This is a genomic window from Streptomyces sp. GESEQ-4 (assembly GCF_017948455.1).
Lineage (GTDB): Bacteria > Actinomycetota > Actinomycetes > Streptomycetales > Streptomycetaceae > Streptomyces.
The window spans coordinates 382617-398586 of record NZ_JAFFSU010000001.1 but is presented as its reverse complement, the minus strand read 5'-3'; the positions used below and the strand labels follow the sequence as shown (position 1 = coordinate 398586).

17 protein-coding genes are annotated in these 15970 nt (G+C 71.1%); 11 read left to right on the top strand and 6 right to left on the bottom strand.

Annotated features, from left to right (window positions below; translation table 11 throughout):
* Positions 1–70 precede the first annotated feature (70 nt).
* The 7 genes from egtA (at position 71) to KCH48_RS01725 (ending at position 6441) form a co-directional block, all read left to right on the top strand.
* Complete coding sequence (egtA, locus tag KCH48_RS01755; RefSeq protein ID WP_210569666.1) at positions 71–1384, top strand: ergothioneine biosynthesis glutamate--cysteine ligase EgtA; 1314 nt, start codon at positions 71–73, stop codon at positions 1382–1384.
* Positions 1381–2691: an ergothioneine biosynthesis protein EgtB gene (gene egtB / locus KCH48_RS01750; protein WP_210569664.1), complete on the top strand. Its 1311-nt coding sequence runs from the start codon at positions 1381–1383 to the stop codon at positions 2689–2691. Before egtA ends, egtB begins: the two co-directional genes overlap by 4 nt.
* Entirely contained in the window at positions 2691–3476 is a 786-nt protein-coding gene (gene egtC / locus KCH48_RS01745) for an ergothioneine biosynthesis protein EgtC (RefSeq protein WP_210569662.1), read from the top strand. Before egtB ends, egtC begins: the two co-directional genes overlap by 1 nt.
* Positions 3473–4435, top strand: coding sequence for an L-histidine N(alpha)-methyltransferase (gene egtD, locus KCH48_RS01740; RefSeq protein ID WP_210569660.1), 963 nt, complete (start codon positions 3473–3475; stop codon positions 4433–4435). Before egtC ends, egtD begins: the two co-directional genes overlap by 4 nt.
* A 272-nt stretch (positions 4436–4707) precedes the next feature.
* Positions 4708–5358, top strand: a complete 651-nt coding sequence (locus tag KCH48_RS01735; RefSeq protein ID WP_210570885.1) for a glycoside hydrolase family 11 protein — start codon at positions 4708–4710, stop codon at positions 5356–5358.
* Entirely contained in the window at positions 5355–6065 is a 711-nt protein-coding gene (locus KCH48_RS01730; RefSeq protein ID WP_210569658.1) for a polysaccharide deacetylase family protein, read from the top strand. Before KCH48_RS01735 ends, KCH48_RS01730 begins: the two co-directional genes overlap by 4 nt.
* 160 nt (positions 6066–6225) lie before the next feature.
* A complete protein-coding gene (locus tag KCH48_RS01725; RefSeq protein WP_210569652.1) occupies positions 6226–6441 on the top strand; it encodes a dodecin in 216 nt (71 codons plus the stop codon).
* A 17-nt stretch (positions 6442–6458) separates the two neighbouring features.
* On the opposite strand, the gene KCH48_RS01720 is transcribed toward KCH48_RS01725, so the two are convergent.
* A complete protein-coding gene (locus KCH48_RS01720) occupies positions 6459–6950 on the bottom strand; it encodes a hypothetical protein (protein WP_210569651.1) in 492 nt (163 codons plus the stop codon).
* Between the two features lie 114 nt (positions 6951–7064).
* On the opposite strand from KCH48_RS01720, the gene rpmF reads away from it, so the two are divergent.
* Both rpmF and KCH48_RS01710 read left to right on the top strand, forming a co-directional pair.
* A complete protein-coding gene (rpmF, locus tag KCH48_RS01715; protein ID WP_210569650.1) occupies positions 7065–7235 on the top strand; it encodes a 50S ribosomal protein L32 in 171 nt (56 codons plus the stop codon).
* 59 nt (positions 7236–7294) lie between these two features.
* Entirely contained in the window at positions 7295–8311 is a 1017-nt protein-coding gene (locus tag KCH48_RS01710) for an LLM class flavin-dependent oxidoreductase (RefSeq protein ID WP_210569648.1), read from the top strand.
* Here KCH48_RS01710 and KCH48_RS01705 read toward each other — a convergent pair.
* The 5 genes from KCH48_RS01705 to KCH48_RS01685 form a co-directional block, all read right to left on the bottom strand.
* Positions 8260–9321, bottom strand: coding sequence for a 1-acyl-sn-glycerol-3-phosphate acyltransferase (locus KCH48_RS01705; protein WP_210569646.1), 1062 nt, complete (start codon positions 9319–9321; stop codon positions 8260–8262). The genes KCH48_RS01710 and KCH48_RS01705 overlap by 52 nt on opposite strands.
* Entirely contained in the window at positions 9321–10094 is a 774-nt protein-coding gene (locus KCH48_RS01700; RefSeq protein WP_210569644.1) for a GNAT family N-acetyltransferase, read from the bottom strand. The genes KCH48_RS01705 and KCH48_RS01700 overlap by 1 nt, the downstream gene beginning before the upstream one ends.
* Positions 10095–10322: 228 nt before the next feature.
* Positions 10323–11072, bottom strand: coding sequence for a succinate dehydrogenase/fumarate reductase iron-sulfur subunit (locus tag KCH48_RS01695; RefSeq protein ID WP_210569642.1), 750 nt, complete (start codon positions 11070–11072; stop codon positions 10323–10325).
* Positions 11069–13015, bottom strand: a complete 1947-nt coding sequence (locus tag KCH48_RS01690) for a fumarate reductase/succinate dehydrogenase flavoprotein subunit (RefSeq protein ID WP_210569640.1) — start codon at positions 13013–13015, stop codon at positions 11069–11071. Before KCH48_RS01690 ends, KCH48_RS01695 begins: the two co-directional genes overlap by 4 nt.
* The gene (locus KCH48_RS01685; RefSeq protein WP_210570884.1) at positions 13015–13686 is read right to left on the bottom strand and encodes a succinate dehydrogenase; all 672 of its coding nucleotides are present in this window, start codon (positions 13684–13686) and stop codon (positions 13015–13017) included. Before KCH48_RS01685 ends, KCH48_RS01690 begins: the two co-directional genes overlap by 1 nt.
* Positions 13687–13805: 119 nt before the next feature.
* Here KCH48_RS01685 and KCH48_RS01680 point away from each other — a divergent pair, with 119 nt between their 5' ends.
* Positions 13806–14690 (top strand): LysR family transcriptional regulator, encoded by an 885-nt coding sequence (locus KCH48_RS01680; protein WP_210569638.1) that lies wholly within the window; start codon positions 13806–13808, stop codon positions 14688–14690.
* A 47-nt stretch (positions 14691–14737) separates the two neighbouring features.
* Positions 14738–15967 carry a PQQ-binding-like beta-propeller repeat protein gene (locus KCH48_RS01675; protein WP_210569636.1) on the top strand — a complete coding sequence of 410 codons (1230 nt, stop codon included), beginning with the start codon at positions 14738–14740 and terminating at the stop codon, positions 15965–15967.
* The last annotated feature ends 3 nt before the right edge of the window (positions 15968–15970 follow it).

Genomic DNA, 15970 nt, shown 5'->3' with positions numbered 1-15970 from the left:
TCGGTGTGCCGCCTCCGGCCTACCCGGAAGCCGGGCCGGCGGCATGGTGGAATCTCAGGAGGATCCCGACATGTCCGATTCGGCAAGTGGTTGTACGAAGCCTCGTACATCCATCTCCGAAGCCGAGGTCGAAGCGCTCGTCCGCGGCATCTGCTTCAAGACCGGCCCGCCTCGCACCCTCGGGGTCGAAGTGGAATGGCTCGTCCACGAGCTGCGGACACCGCAGCTCCCCGTGACACCCGAACGACTCGCAGCGGCCTACGCCGCACTGCGTACCGTGCCCCTGAGGTCGGCGCTCACCGTCGAGCCCGGCGGCCAGCTGGAGCTCAGCTCGCTGCCTGCCACCTCCCTGATGGAGTGCATCGGTACCGTCTCCGCCGACCTCGACGCCGTCCGCACGGTGCTCGCCGGGAGTGATCTCGGCCTCGTCGGCGTCGGCCAGGATCCCTGGCACTCGCCCCGCCGGTTCCTCCACGAACCGCGCTACGAAGCCATGGAGACCTACTTCGACCGCACCGGCCCGGCCGGCCGCGCCATGATGTGCACGTCGGCATCGGTGCAGGTCTGCCTGGACGCGGGATACGAGGAGCCCGGCCCGCTCGGGCACGGGCGGCGCTGGTGGCTGGCGCATCAGCTGGGCGCTGTGCTCCTCGCCGCGTTCGCCAACTCCCCGCTCGCCGCACGGCAGCCCACTGGCTGGCGCTCCAGCCGGCAGCTGCAGTGGGTCGAGATCGGCGCGGGCCGCGCGGGCGCGCCCCCGCTGGACGGGGACCCGCGTGCCACCTGGGCCCGGCATGTGCTGGACGCGCCGGTGATGTGCGTACGGCAGGACGGCGGCCCGTGGGACGTCCCGGACGGGCTGACCTTCCGGGAGTGGACCAGATCGGCCGCGCGCCGGCCGCCGACGCAGGAGGATCTCGACTACCACCTCACGACCCTGTTCCCGCCGGTCAGACCGCGCGGTCATCTGGAGCTGCGCATGATCGACGCGCAGCCCGGCGACGACGGGTGGATCGTGCCGCTCGCCGTGACGGCGGCCCTCTTCGACGACGCGGAGGCCGCCGAGACCGCCTACCGGACCGTGAAACCGCTGGCCGAGCGCGCCCTGGCGCTGCCCGCGCCGCACAATCCGCTCTGGCTCGACGCGGCCCGGCACGGGCTGTCCGACCCCGAGCTGCACGAGGCGGCTCTCGCCTGCTTCACGGCCGCGCTGGACGCCCTGCCCCGGCTCGGCGCCACCACCCAGGTCACGGACGCCGTCCGGGCGTACCAGGACCGCTACGTCATCAAGGGCCGCTGTCCGGCCGACGACTTCTTGGACGGGTTGAACGGTACGAGCGGCCCCTCGCACGGGCCCTCGCACGGGAAGGACATCCGCACATGACCGCCCCCGAGGAAGACAAGCTCCGGGAGCAGGCGCTGGCCACTCTCACGACGGCCCGCGACCGCACCACGCTCCTCACCTCCTGTGTCGAGGACCCCGACCTCACCGCGCAGCACTCGCCGCTGATGTCCCCGCTGGTGTGGGACCTCGCCCACATCGGCAACCAGGAGGAGCAGTGGCTGCTGCGGACCGTCGCCGGGCGGGAGGCGATGCGGCCCGAGATCGACGGCCTGTACGACGCCTTCGAGCACCCGCGCGCGGAGCGCCCATCGCTGCCTCTGCTGCCGCCCGACGAGGCCCGGCGGTACGCGTCGGAGGTGCGCGGACGAGTCATGGACGTGCTGGAGAGCACCGCGTTCCACGGGACGCGGCTCACGGAGGCCGGGTTCGCCTTCGGGATGATCGCCCAGCATGAACAGCAGCACGACGAGACGATGCTGATCACCCATCAGCTCCGCAAGGGCCCGCAGGCGCTCACCGCTCCGGACCCCGAGCCCGTTGCGCTGTTCACCGGTCCGGCCGAAGTCCTGGTCCCCGGCGGCCCGTTCACCATGGGTACCTCCACCGAGCCCTGGGCCCTGGACAACGAACGTCCGGCGCACCGGCGCGAGGTGGCGCCCTTCTACATCGACACGACGCCGGTGACGAACGGCGCCTACCAGGCGTTCATCGAGGACGGCGGCTACGACGACCCGCGCTGGTGGACGTCCGAGGGCTGGGCGCACATCCGCAAGAACTCCGTCACCGCGCCGCTGTACTGGAACCGCGACGGCAAGCAGTGGCTGCGCCGCCGCTTCGGCGTGACCGAGGTCGTACCGCCCGACGAGCCCGTGCTGCACGTGTGCTGGTACGAGGCGGACGCCTACGCCCGCTGGGCCGGGCGCCGGCTGCCCACCGAGGCGGAGTGGGAGAAGGCCGCCCGGCACGACCCGGCCGGCTGCCGCTCGATGCGCTATCCGTGGGGCGACGCCGATCCGGCGCCGGAACACGCCAACCTCGGCCAGCGGCACCTTCGCCCGGCCCCGGCGGGCAGCTATCCGGAGGGCGAATCGCCGCTGGGTGTACGGCAGTTGATCGGTGACGTGTGGGAGTGGACGGCGAGCGACTTCCTGCCGTACCCGGGGTTCCAGGCGTTCCCGTACAAGGAGTACTCGGAGGTGTTCTTCGGCCCCGAGTACAAGGTGCTGCGCGGCGGTGCGTTCGCCGTGGACGCGGTCGCGTGCCGGGGCACCTTCCGCAACTGGGACTATCCGATCCGGCGGCAGATCTTCTCCGGCTTCCGCACCGCGCGCTCGGGGGACGTCTGATGTGCCGTCACCTGGCGTACGTCGGCCCGCCGTTGCCGGTGCGCCGACTGCTGGTGGAGCCGCCGCACGGCCTGTACCAGCAGTCGTGGGCGCCCCGGCGGCAGCGGTACGGCACCGTCAACGCCGATGGTTTCGGCGTCGGTTGGTACGCGGAGGGGGACCCGGTGCCGGCGCGTTACCGCCGCGCCGGGCCCATCTGGGCGGACCTGTCCTTCGCGGACCTCGCCCGGGTCGTCCGGACGACGGCGCTGCTCGCCGCCGTCCGGGACGCGACCGAGGCGGGCGCGGACGGGGAGGCCGCGGCGGCACCGTTCGCCGCGGACCGGTGGCTGTTCAGCCACAACGGCGCCGTCAAGGGCTGGCCCGGCTCACTCGCCCCGCTCGCCCGGCAACTGCCCGCGGCTGACCTGCTGTCGCTGGAGGCCCGCTGCGACTCGGCACTCGTCTGGGCCGTGGTGCTGAACCGGCTGCGCACCGGCGACGACGCGGGCCAGGCGCTCGCCGACACGGTCACGGAGGTCGCCGCGGCGGCCCCCGGCTCCCGGCTCAACCTGCTCCTCTCGGACGGCGCGACGATCGCCGCGACGGCCTGGGGCGACACCCTCTGGTATCTCCCGGGCCCCGGCACGGTCGTGGCCTCCGAGCCCTACGACGACGACCCGCGCTGGCAGGAGGTCCCCGACCGCACCCTCCTCATGGCGAGCCGCACCGACGTGCTGCTCACCCCGCTCAAGGACCCCACCGGCGACATGGCAACGGCACCATCGAAGGAGCCTCGTACGTGAGCCCGTTCCACCTCACCCGCACCCTGCCCGAGGACGCCACCGAGGCCGCCCTGCGCGCCGACGTCCTGCACGGCCTGACCCGCACACCCAAGACACTGCCGCCGAAGTGGTTCTACGACGCCCACGGCAGCGAACTCTTCGAGCAGATCACCGAGTTGCCCGAGTACTACCCGACGCGCGCCGAACGGGAGATCCTGATCACCCGGGCCGACGAGATCGCCGCCGCGACGCACGCCCGTACCCTGGTCGAACTCGGCTCCGGCTCCTCCGAGAAGACCCGCTACCTCATCGACGCGCTCACCGACCTGCACACGTACGTCCCGGTCGACGTCAGCGACAGCGCCCTCACCCAGGCCGGGCACGCCCTCATCGAGGAGCGGCCGGGGCTGAGCGTGCACGCGCTGATCGCCGACTTCACCGCCCGGGTGGAGCTGCCGGACACGCCGGGACCCCGGCTGCTGGCCTTCCTCGGCGGCACGATCGGCAATCTGCTGCCCGCGGAACGTGCGACCTTCTTCGCCTCGATCCGTGCCCTGCTCTCCCCCGGCGACGCGCTGCTGCTCGGCACGGACCTGGTCAAGGACGAGCAGGTCCTGGTGCGGGCGTACGACGACGCGGCCGGGGTGACGGCCGCGTTCAACAAGAACGTACTGACCGTCGTCAACCGTGAGTTGGGAGCCGACTTCGATCCCGAGGCGTTCGAGCACGTGGCGCTCTGGGACACCGAGAACGAATGGATCGAGATGCGGCTGCGCTCCCGTACCGCGCAGACCGTCAAGGTGCCCGCGCTCGATCTCGCCATCGATTTCGCGGCGGGTGAGGAGCTGCGCACGGAGGTGTCGGCGAAGTTCCGGAAGGAGGGCGTGCGCGCCGAGTTGTCCGCGGCGGGGCTCGAACTGGCCCACTGGTGGACAGACGGCGAGGGCCGGTTCGCACTGTCGCTGAGCGTCGTGCGCTGACGTTCACGCACGCAGTCGGGGCAGGTGCCATCTTGGGCACCTGCCCCCTTTCGTTGTCCGGAATTTCTTCGAAACATTCGAACGCAAAGTCTCGGCCATTGCCGCCTCATTGCGCACATCAACATATATCTGCTGCACAACAAGGCGAATGTTTCGCGATCATTGCCGAAACTATTGACGCTTGACAGAGACAGGCCAACACTGATGGACCAAATCCCGGCCCCGGCCAACGAGGAGGAAACCCGCACATGAACATCGCATCCGCACACCCGATGAACCGCAGGGCCGCCTGCGGGCTGCTGCTGGGCACCACGGCGGCGCTGGCACTGCCCGGCACCGCCCGCGCCGCCACGGTGATCACCACGAACCAGGAGGGCACCAACAACGGCTTCTACTACTCGTTCTGGACCGACGCGCAGGGCACCGTCTCGATGACCCTGAACAACGGCGGCAACTACAGCACCAGCTGGCGCAACACCGGGAACTTCGTCGCCGGCAAGGGCTGGAGCAACGGCTCACGCAGGACCGTGAGCTACTCGGGCAGCTTCAACCCGTCCGGCAACTCCTACCTGACGCTGTACGGATGGACGTCGAATCCGCTCGTCGAGTACTACATCGTCGACAACTGGGGCACTTGGCGGCCCACGGGAACGTACAAGGGCACCGTCAACAGCGATGGCGGTACGTACGACATCTACCAGACGACGCGGTACAACGCTCCCTCCGTCGAGGGCATCAGGACCTTCAACCAGTACTGGAGCGTGCGGCAGCAGAGGCGGACGGGCGGCTCGATCACCACCGGCAACCACTTCGACGCCTGGGGCCGCGCCGGGATGCCCCTCGGCAACTTCCGGTACTACATGATCATGGCAACCGAGGGGTACCAGAGCAGCGGGAACTCCAACATCACGGTGTCGGGATGAGAACCGCACCGGGTGTCCCGTTACGTCCCCTGACGACGGCCCTGGCCGCCGTCGCGCTGGCCGCCACGGGCACCGTCACCGTCTACGCCACTCCGGCGCAGGCCGCCGCCTGCAACGGATACGTCGGACTCACCTTCGACGACGGCCCGTCCGGCACCACACCCGCCCTGCTCAACGCGCTGAAGCAGAACGGGCTGCGGGCCACGATGTTCAACGAGGGCCAGGACGCATCCGCGAACCCGACACAGGTGAAGGCCCAGGTCGACGCGGGGATGTGGGTCGGCAACCACACCTACACCCACCCGCACCTGACCCGGCTCGGCCAGGCCCAGATCGACTCGGAGATCGCCCGGACCCAGCAGGCCATCGCCGGCGCGGGCGGTGGGACGCCGAAGCTGTTCCGCCCGCCCTACGGCGAGACCAACGCGACGGTGAAGGCGGTCGCGGCCAAGTACGGGCTCACCGAGATCCTCTGGAACGTGGACTCGCAGGACTGGAACGGCGCCGGCCCCGACGCGATCGCGGCGGCCGCCGGCCGGCTCACCGACGGCCAGGTCATCCTCATGCACGACGGGCCCGCCAACACGGTCGCCGCGATCCCGCGCATCGCACAGGGGCTGGCCGCACGCAATCTGTGCGCCGGCATGATCTCCCCGCAGACCGGTCGCGCCGTGTCCCCCACGGCGGCAACAGCGGCGCTCAGCTGATCCCCCGCACCACCCGACGCACACTTCGTGGCGCGGCGGCCCATGACCATGGCCGCCGCGCCACGAACCGATGTGGTCCGGAGGTGTCGCGCTCCGCCGCGCCTTGGGGCACGGTGGAGTGATGAGTGACGCAGGTGTCACGGCGGAGAGGAGCACCCGCATGACGAACCACATCTACCGGGTCACCGAGATCGTCGGCACCTCGCCCGACGGTGTCGACCAGGCCATCCGCAACGGCATCACCCGCGCCTCGCAGACCCTGCACAACCTGGACTGGTTCGAGGTGACCCAGGTGAGGGGCCAGATCGAGGACGGGCAGGTCGCGCACTGGCAGGTCGGCCTGAAGGTGGGGTTCCGGCTGGACGAGCCGGGCTGAGGTTCGGACACCGGCGCTCAGGTCCGCCCCTCCCGCTCCTGCGCCACCTTCAGCGCGGCGGAAGGGACGGTCCAGCGCGCGCGTACGACGGTGAACCCGGCCCGTTCGGCGTCCTCGCACACCAACTCGTCGTCGTCCACGAGCACCCTGATCTCCCGGTCCCGGGCGAGGCGACGCAGGATCTCCAGCTTGGTGCGCCGGGCGGGCCGGAAGTCGGCGTTGCTGCGCATGAAGACCCGCCCCTCCGGCAGCCCCTGCGCCGCCAGCCAGTCGAGCGTGTCGCGCCGGCAGCGCTCGGGGCGACCCGTCAGATAGACGACCTCGCACTCCTCGGCCCGCTCCAGCAGCAGCGCGACGCCCTCCGCGATCGGCGGGTCCTGCGGCGCGGCGGCGAAGAAGGCGTCCCAGTCGCGAGGCTTGCGCTCCAGGAACCGCTGCCGGTGGGCCGTATCGGCGAGGGTGTTGTCCAGATCGAACACGGCCAGCGGGCGCTTGTTGCTGTCGGTCACGCCCTCACCCTAGCCAATGGACCGGGTGCCGTTTGTTAATGGGATCCATTTTCATATAGCGTCGCGGGGTGCCCCCGCCGGTGCACCCCGCACCGCTCGCGAAGAAGGAGTCCCATGGCCGTCCCCAAGCGGAAGATGTCCCGCAGCAACACCCGGCACCGCCGCGCCCAGTGGAAGGCCACGCCCGCGCAGCTGGTTCCGGTCACGGTCGACGGCGTCCGTCACCTCGTACCGCAGCACCTGGTCAAGGCCTACGAGCGCGGCCTGCTGCGTCCCGAATCCTGACCGGGCGCCACGCCGGGTGACGGCGGGAATGCCACCGTCACCCGGGCGTTGAACCCGGTATGAGCTCCCTGATCGCCTCGACCCGCTTCTCCGTGCTCGACCGCTCCCGCACCCGCGAGGGCGGCACCGATGCCGAGGCACTGCGCGACACCGTACGGTTCGCGCGGCGGCTGGAGGAGCTCGGCTATCACCGCTTCTGGGTCTCGGAGCACCATGGCGTCCCCGGTGTCGCCGGTTCCGCGCCCACCGTGCTGGCCGCCGCCGTGGCGGGGGCGACCCGGACGATCCGGGTCGGGACGGGCGGTGTGATGCTGCCCAATCACCAGCCCCTGGTCGTGGCCGAGCAGTTCGGGGTGCTGGAGTCCCTCTTCCCGGGCCGGATCGACATGGGTCTCGGCCGGTCCGTCGGCTTCACGGACGGCGTCCGCCGGGCACTGGGGCGCGACAAGGACGACGCCGAGGACTTCGCGGCCCAACTCGACGAGCTGCTGGGCTGGTTCACCGGTACGTCCCCGACGCGTGTGCACGCGCGTCCCGCGGAGGGCCTGGCCGTCCCGCCGTTCGTGCTGGCCATGGGCGAGGGCGCCGCGATCGCCGCCCGCGCCGGCCTGCCGATGGTGATCGGCGACCTCCGCAACCGAGACAAGATGCGGCGCGGCATCGACCACTACCGCGCCCACTTCCGCCCGTCGCCCTGGGCGAGCGAACCGTACGTCGTCATCTCCGGCACGATCGCCGTCGCCGCCACCCCCGAACAAGCCCGGCGCCTCCTCGTCCCCGAGGCCTGGTCGATGGCCCACTCACGCACCCACGGCACCTTCCCGCCCCTCCCACCCGCCGAACGTGTCGAGACCCTCGCCATGACCGCCAAGGAGCGCGGCTTCTACGAGTCCGGCCTCACCGGACATCTCGCCGGTACCGAGGAGCAGGTCGCCGACGAACTGGAGACGGTGCTCAAGGAGACGGGCGCGCAGGAGGTCCTGGTCACCACGAGCACGTATGGCCGGGAGGCCCTGCTGGAGTCCTACCGGCGGCTCGCCCGGATCGCGGGTCGGGCGAGTCTCCCCGCCGCGTAGTCCCCGTAGTCCGCGGCGGGAAGGCCCGCCGTTCCCGCGCCGACGGCCAGCGCGCGTGCCCGTGACTCCTCGGAGATCAGGGCGGCATGGGCCCATCCCAGTTCCGCGCCCATCATGCCGGGCTGAGCGGCATGGGCGAGTGCGCGGCGGTCGGGGTGGCTGCCCGCCGGGATCGCGTCCCGTACCTCGACCTCGGCGACGAGCCCGCGGGCCGTGACCACCCGCCACATCGAGGAGAGCAGGGAGTCCTCGCCGACGAAGGCGGGAGCCGTGCTGGACGGCCCGTTGTCGAACCGGTAGTGCAGGCGGACCGGCTGGACGGGCACGCCCGCGTCGAGCGCGGCCTGGAACACCGCCCGGCGGAAGGGGCCCTGCGCCCGGCCGCACCAGGTGCTGCCTTCCGGGAAGGCCACGACCGCGGCTCCCGCCCGCATCGCCTCGGCGATCCGGGCGACCGTCTCGGGCAGCGCCCGCAGCCGGTCCCGCTCGATGAACAGGGCGCCGCTGGCGGCGGTGAGCCCGCCCGCCACCGGCCACTGCCGGATCTCCGCCTTGGCGAGCATGCGGGCCGGGCGTACGGCGGCGAGCAGCGGGATGTCCAGCCACGAGATGTGGTTGGCGACGAGCAGCATGCCCCCGGTGGGCGCGGCCGTGCCGGTGAGGCGGACCCGGACGCCGGCCGCCTGCACGACGGCCCGGCACCACCGGCGGACCAGCGCGTCGCGCCGGGCCGCGGGGACGGTCCCGAACACCGGCATCAGCATGATGCCGAACAGGAGCACCGCCAGCATCGCCACGATCCGCAGCACGGCGCGCGGCACGTCCGTCACAGACCGCACGGACGTGACACAGATCTGCGGCGAGCAGGGCGCGGTGGGCAGCCAGGCGCTGCTCGGTACGACGGGGCGGTGCACGGCCGTCGCCCCCGCCCCGCGCCGCTGGGTCCAGGTCCGTCCGACGGCCGCGGCCGGGCCGAGGCGCTGCGGCAGTCCCGTACGCAGGACGCTCATCACGCCGGGACAAGGGAGAGGAAGTGCTTCAGATAGCGCGGGTTGACCCGGCGCATCGACAGCAGCACGTACAGGTCGGCGACCCCGAAGTCCGGGTCGTGAGCGGGCTCCGCGCAGACCCAGGCGCCGAGGCGCAGGTAGCCGCGCAGCAGGGGCGGCAGCTCGGTCCGGGTGGCGGGACGCGCCACGCCCTCCGCGCTCCAGGGCAGCAGCGGACGTACCCGGTACTCCTCCGGAGCCAGGTACTTGTCCTGCACCCGGTCCCAGGTGCCGGCCGCGAGGGCGCCGCCGTCGGCGAGCGGGATGGAGCAGCAGCCGGCGAGCCACTCGTGGCCGCCCTCGACCATGTAGCGCGCTATCCCGGCCCAGATGAGGCCGATCACCGCGCCGTCCCGGTGGTCGGGATGGACGCAGGAGCGGCCGACCTCGACCAGGCCCGGGCGGATCGGGTCGAGCGCGGAGAGGTCGAACTCGCCCTCCGAGTACAGGCGTCCGGCGACCGCGGCGCGGTCCGGCGGCAGCAGCCGGTAGGTGCCGACGACCTGGTCGGTGATCGTGTCGCGGACCAGCAGGTGGTCGCAGTACGCGTCGAAGGCGTCGATGTCGTGACCCGGCTGCGGGGTGGACAGGAGCGCGCCCATCTCGCCGGCGAAGACGTCGTGGCGCAGCCGCTGCGCGGCCCGGACGTCGTCCTCCGTTCGCGCGACGGTGACGGTGTAGCGGGTGGGCGCCGACGGCTGCGGGGGGCGGTCGAGCGTGGAAACGCCGGTCATGGCACTCTCCTGAACACGGGCCGGGGACGGCAGAGCGGCTGGCTGGCCGGTTCACTACGTCCGGCCGCAACAGTTCTTCCTATGCCGGGCGTCCTGCGCGTGACCCGCGAAGGGAGAGCGGGTGTGGGCTTGTTGAATCCCAGGGGTGCCTGGCGGGACCGGGTCTGAGCACCACCCCGGTCCCGCCCGTCCGCACCCTGTCGGCGAACGTTTCTTGAGCTGCGGCCTCTAGCGCCCGGCCACCTTCCGGGTCGCGCGCAGCCATTCCTTGTTCATGCTCGTGATGGACACCAGCGGGATGCCCTTCGGACACGCGGTGGCGCACTCTCCGGTGAGCGTGCAGCCACCGAAGCCCTCCTCGTCCATCTGCGCCACCATGTCGAGCACCCGGGTCTCGCGCTCCGGCGCGCCCTGCGGCAGGACGTTCAGGTGGTTGACCTTGGCGGAGGTGAAGAGCATCGCCGCGCCGTTCGGGCAGGCGGCCACACAGGCGCCGCATCCGATGCACTCGGCGTGCTCGAAGGCGAAGTCGGCGTCCGGCTTGGGCACGGGCGTGGCGTGGGCCTCCGGCGCGGCGCCGGTCGGGGCGGTGATGTAGCCGCCCGCCTGGATGATCCGGTCGAACGCGGTCCGGTCCACGACCAGGTCCTTGATCACCGGGAAGGCGGAGGCCCGCCACGGCTCGATGTCGATCGTGTCGCCGTCCTGGAAGGACCGCATGTGCAACTGGCAGGTGGTGGTGCGCTCGGGTCCGTGGGCGTCGCCGTTGATGACGAGCGAGCAGGCGCCGCAGATGCCCTCGCGGCAGTCGTGGTCGAAGGCGACGGGGTCCTCGCCCTTGAGGATGAGTTCCTCGTTGAGCGTGTCGAGCATCTCCAGGAAGGACATGTCCGAAGAGATGCCATCGACCTCGTACGTGGACATGGCGCCGTCGGCGTCGGCGTTCGGCTGCCGCCAGACGCGCAGGGTGAGCTTCATGCGTAGCTCCGCTGGGTGGGGTGGACGTACTCGAAGACCAGGTCTTCCTTGTGCAGGGCCGGGGCCTCTCCCGTGCCCGTGAACTCCCAGGCGGCCGCGTAGGTGAACTCGTCGTCCCGGCGAGCGGCTTCGCCGTCGGGGGTCTGGGACTCCTCGCGGAAGTGCCCGCCGCAGGACTCGGATCGGTGCAGCGCGTCGAGGCACATCAGCTCGGCGAGCTCCAGGTAGTCGACGATCCGGTTGGCCTTCTCCAGCGACTGGTTGAACTCCTCGCCGGTCCCGGGCACCTTGATCCGCCGCCAGAACTCCTCGCGGATCTGCGGGATCCGCTCCAGGGCCTTGCGCAGTCCGGAGTCGGTGCGGGCCATGCCGCAGAACTCCCACATGAGTTCGCCGACCTCGCGGTGGAAGGAGTCGGGAGTGCGGTCGCCGTCGACGGACAGGAGGAGGTTGAGGCGATCCTCGGTCTCCGCCAACACCTCCTGCACGACGGGGTGTTCGGCGGTGACGGACTCCTGGTGCGGGTTGCGGGCGAGGTAGTCGTTGACCGTCGCCGGGAGCACGAAGTAGCCGTCGGCCAGGCCCTGCATCAGCGCGGAGGCGCCGAGCCGGTTGGCCCCGTGGTCGGAGAAGTTGGCCTCGCCGATCACGAACAGGCCCGGGATCGTGGTCTGGAGGTCGTAGTCGACCCACAGTCCGCCCATCGTGTAGTGGACGGCGGGGTAGATCCGCATCGGCACCTCGTACGGATCCTCGTCGGTGATCCGCTGGTACATGTCGAAGAGGTTGCCGTACTTGGCTTCGACCGCCCCCCGACCCATCCGCTTGATGGCGTCCGCGAAGTCGAGATAGACGCCCTGTCCGCCGGGGCCCACTCCCCTGCCCTCGTCGCAGACGTTCTTCGCGGCGCGGGAGGCGATGTCGCGCGGGACCAGGTTGCCGAAGGACGGATAGATGCGCTCCAGGTAGTAGTCGCGCTCCTCCTCGGGGATCCGGCTCGCGGGCCGGGTGTCGCCCTGGGCCTTCGGCACCCAGATGCGGCCGTCGTTGCGCAGCGACTCGCTCATCAAGGTGAGCTTGGACTGGTGGTCGCCGGTGCGCGGTATGCAGGTCGGATGGATCTGGGTGAAGCAGGGGTTGGCGATGTACGCGCCGCGCCGGTGCGCCCGCCAGATCGCGGTGGCGTTGGAGTTCATGGCGTTGGTCGACAGGTAGAAGACGTTCCCGTAGCCACCACTCGCGAGTACGACGGCGTCCGCGAAGTACGTGTCGATGCGACCCGTGATCAGATCGCGGGCCACGATCCCGCGCGCCCGTCCGTCGATGACGATCAGGTCGAGCATCTCGGTGCGCGGGTGCATCTCGACGTTGCCCGCGGCGATCTGCCGGGACAGGGCCTGGTAGGCGCCGAGCAGCAGCTGCTGGCCCGTCTGACCGCGGGCGTAGAAGGTCCGGGACACCTGGACGCCGCCGAAGGAGCGGGTGTCGAGCAGACCGCCGTACTCCCGCGCGAACGGCACGCCCTGCGCCACGCACTGGTCGATGATCTCCACGGAGATCTGCGCGAGCCGGTGCACGTTGGACTCGCGCGCCCTGAAGTCACCGCCCTTGACGGTGTCGTAGAACAGCCGGTGGATGGAGTCGCCGTCGTTGCGGTAGTTCTTCGCCGCGTTGATGCCGCCCTGCGCGGCGATCGAGTGGGCGCGGCGCGGGGAGTCCTGGTAGCAGAACTGGACGACGTGGTAGCCCTGTTCGGCCAGCGTGGCGCCCGCGGAGCCGCCCGCGAGGCCGGTGCCGACGACGATGACGGTGTGCTTGCGCCGGTTGGCGGGGTTGACCAGCTTGGCCTCGAAACGGCGCTTGTCCCAGCGCTCGTTGACCGGCCCGGAGGGGGCCTTGGTGTCGACGACCGGTTCGCCGGTCTCGTAGTCGGTGTAGGTCATCAGCTCACGACTCCAGTCATGACACCCACGGGTACGGCGATGAAGCCGACCGTGAGGAGCAGCGCGAGGGCGTTGGCAGTGGTCTTCAGGGCGCGGTCGCGGGTGCGGCTGCCGGCGCCGAGGGTCTGGGCGGCGCTCCAGAAGCCGTGCTGGATGTGCAGGCCGAGGGCGAGCATCGCTACGAGGTAGATGACGTTGCCGTACCAGGTGGAGAAGGTGTCCACGACGTTCTGGTAGGGGTGGCCCTCCTGGAAGCCGCCGGAGTGCACGGTGCCGGTCGTCAGGTCGAGGATGTGCCAGACGATGAACAGGCCGAGGATGATCCCGCCCCAGCGCATGGTGCGCGTCGCGTAACTGGCCCGCGGCTTCTTGTGCACGTACTTGGTGGGGCGTGCCTTGATGTCGCGGCGGCTGAGCTGGTAGGCGGAGGTGGCGTGAGCGACGACCGCGACGACGAGGACGACACGGATGAGCCAGAGAGTCCACTCGTAGTGCATGAACGGCTCGCCGATGGTGCGCAGCCAGTGCGCGTAGTGGTTGAACTCGCCGGGCCCGAAGAAGATCTTCAGGTTCCCGATCATGTGGACGACCAGGTACAGCAGCATGATCAGACCGCTGACCGCCATCACGGTCTTCTTGCCGACGGAGCTGTCCCACACCGTGCGTGCCATGGACGGCCGTCGGTCCGTCCGCGTTGCCAGAGCCATGTCGCAGACGCTAGGGCTGAGACCGCTGATCGGTCCAAGACATGGTCCGGCTCGATTCCATAGGTAATGGCTATCGTAGGGCCATGCAGTTCCAGCAGCTCCAGTACTTCGTGGCGGTCGCCGAGACCAGGCACTTCACCCGGGCCGCCGATCTGGTCCACGTGGCGCAGCCGTCCCTCTCCCAGCAGATCAAGGCGCTGGAGCGGGAGTTGGGGGCGGATCTGTTCCTGCGGGCGCGCGGCAACATCACGCTCACCGACGCGGGCGAGGCGCTGCTGCCGCTGGCCCGCCGGATCCTGGCCGACGCGGACACGGCCCGGCACGAGGTGCAGGAGCTGGTGCAGCTGCGCAGCGGCCGGGTCCGGCTGGGCGCGACCCCGAGCCTGTGCACCGGTCTGCTGCCGGACGTGCTGCGCGCCTTCCACGACCGCTATCCCGGCATCCGGCTGATGATCGAGGAAGGAGGCTCGCACGATCTCGTACGGGAACTCGCGCGCGGCGCCCTCGACCTCGCGCTGATCGTCCTGCCGCTGCCGACGCCCTCCCCGGCGCTCACCTCGGTGGAGCTGCTGCGCGAGGACCTGGTCGTGGTCTCCTCGCCGGACGCCCCCAAGCCCGGCCGCGGCCAGCGTGCCGTGCGGATCTCCGATCTGGAGGGCGAACGGCTTGTGATGTTCCGGCACGGCTATGACCTGCGCGAACTGACGGTGGCCGCATGCCGTGCCGAGGGGTTCGAGCCGGACTTCGCGGTAGAGGGCGGGGAGATGGACGCGGTCCTGGGGTTCGTACGGGCCGGGTTGGGGCTGGCCGTCGTGCCGCGCATGGTGGCCACGCGGGCCGGGCGCGGGCTGCGGGTGACGCCGCTGGCCCGGCCCGGGCTGCATCGGACGATCGCGTTGGCGCATCGCAGTGATGTGGCGCCGCCGCGGGCGGCGAGGGAGTTGCAGCGGATGCTGTTGGAGCGCTGAACGGCCGTAGCATCATGGGGCTTTATCAGGCGGCGGGATGGGCGGGGATGAAACGGCGGATCGTTGCGGTGGGTGCGGCACTGCTGGTGCTGGCGGGGTGCGCGGGGAACACCGCGTCCGGCGGACCGAAGAACCCGGTCTCCTCGCCGTCCGGTGACTCAGGGCCGACAGTGGAGGCGCCCTCGAAGTCCGTCTCGGGCCCGTGGCGCGCGTGGACGGCGTCCCTCTCCAGCCGTGAGGCCCGCGGCAGTTGCGGCGCGACGGCGCACCAGGTGGTGTGCGCGACCGACTCCGGCGGATTCGTGGGGCGTTCGCGGGCAGACGGCCGTATCACCTGGACCGTGCCCGCGAGCGACCACGGCGAGAGCGCCGGACTGGTCGTCGACGCGGCCGGCGAACGGGCCGTGACCGCAGTCGCCGGTAGGTTCCGCGCGGCGAACCTGCGGACGGGTGCGCAGGCGTGGACCCGTCAACTGCGCACCAGCGGCGCCTACGTCGTTCTCGCCGCTGCGGACGGGATCGTCTACGCTCTCGGCGCACCGGATCCCGTCAACCACACCGCCGGCCTCGACGCCGTTCGCGCATCCGACGGCACGCCCCTCTGGCACCGGACCGTCGCCTGGAGCACGGGCGAACCTCTGGCCGCCTTCCGGGGCCGCGTCTACACGGCCGACGGCACCCGGGTCACCGCCCGCGACGCCCGCACCGGCGACATCGTGGCGACCAGCCCCACGGGCGTCAAGTGCCCGCACCTCGTCACCGGCGGCCACTACCTGGTCTGCACCGGCAGCCCGTCCTCCGCCGGGGACATCTTCCCGCCCATGCGGCGCCTGGATCCGGCGACGCTGAGGCCGCTGCCGACCCCGAGGAACACGATCGACAAGCCCGTACGCGGGGTGATCTCCGACGACGGGGTCCTGGTGCTGTACGAGGCCGGCGCCGAGGACCCGAGCGCGGGCAACTGGAACGCGTACGACCTCGAGAACGACCGCAAACTGTGGAGCACGTACGCCACCGAGGCGGACGCCGCCGTGACCAACGGCCGGTTCGTGACCTTCACCCCCGTCAACGACCGCACTGCGCGGGGCCGCGTGCTCTCGATCGACCTGCACGCCGGTCCGCAGGGGGCCGGAACCGCCGCGCCCCGCATGTCCGCGGCGTACTCGCAGACCAGAGACGGCGAACACCCCGTGATCGTCGCGCCGGGCGGGGACACGGGCCACGTCGTCGTCATGGCCCGTACCCACGGTTCCCTGCGCTCGCTGCCGCTGCCCTGAGCC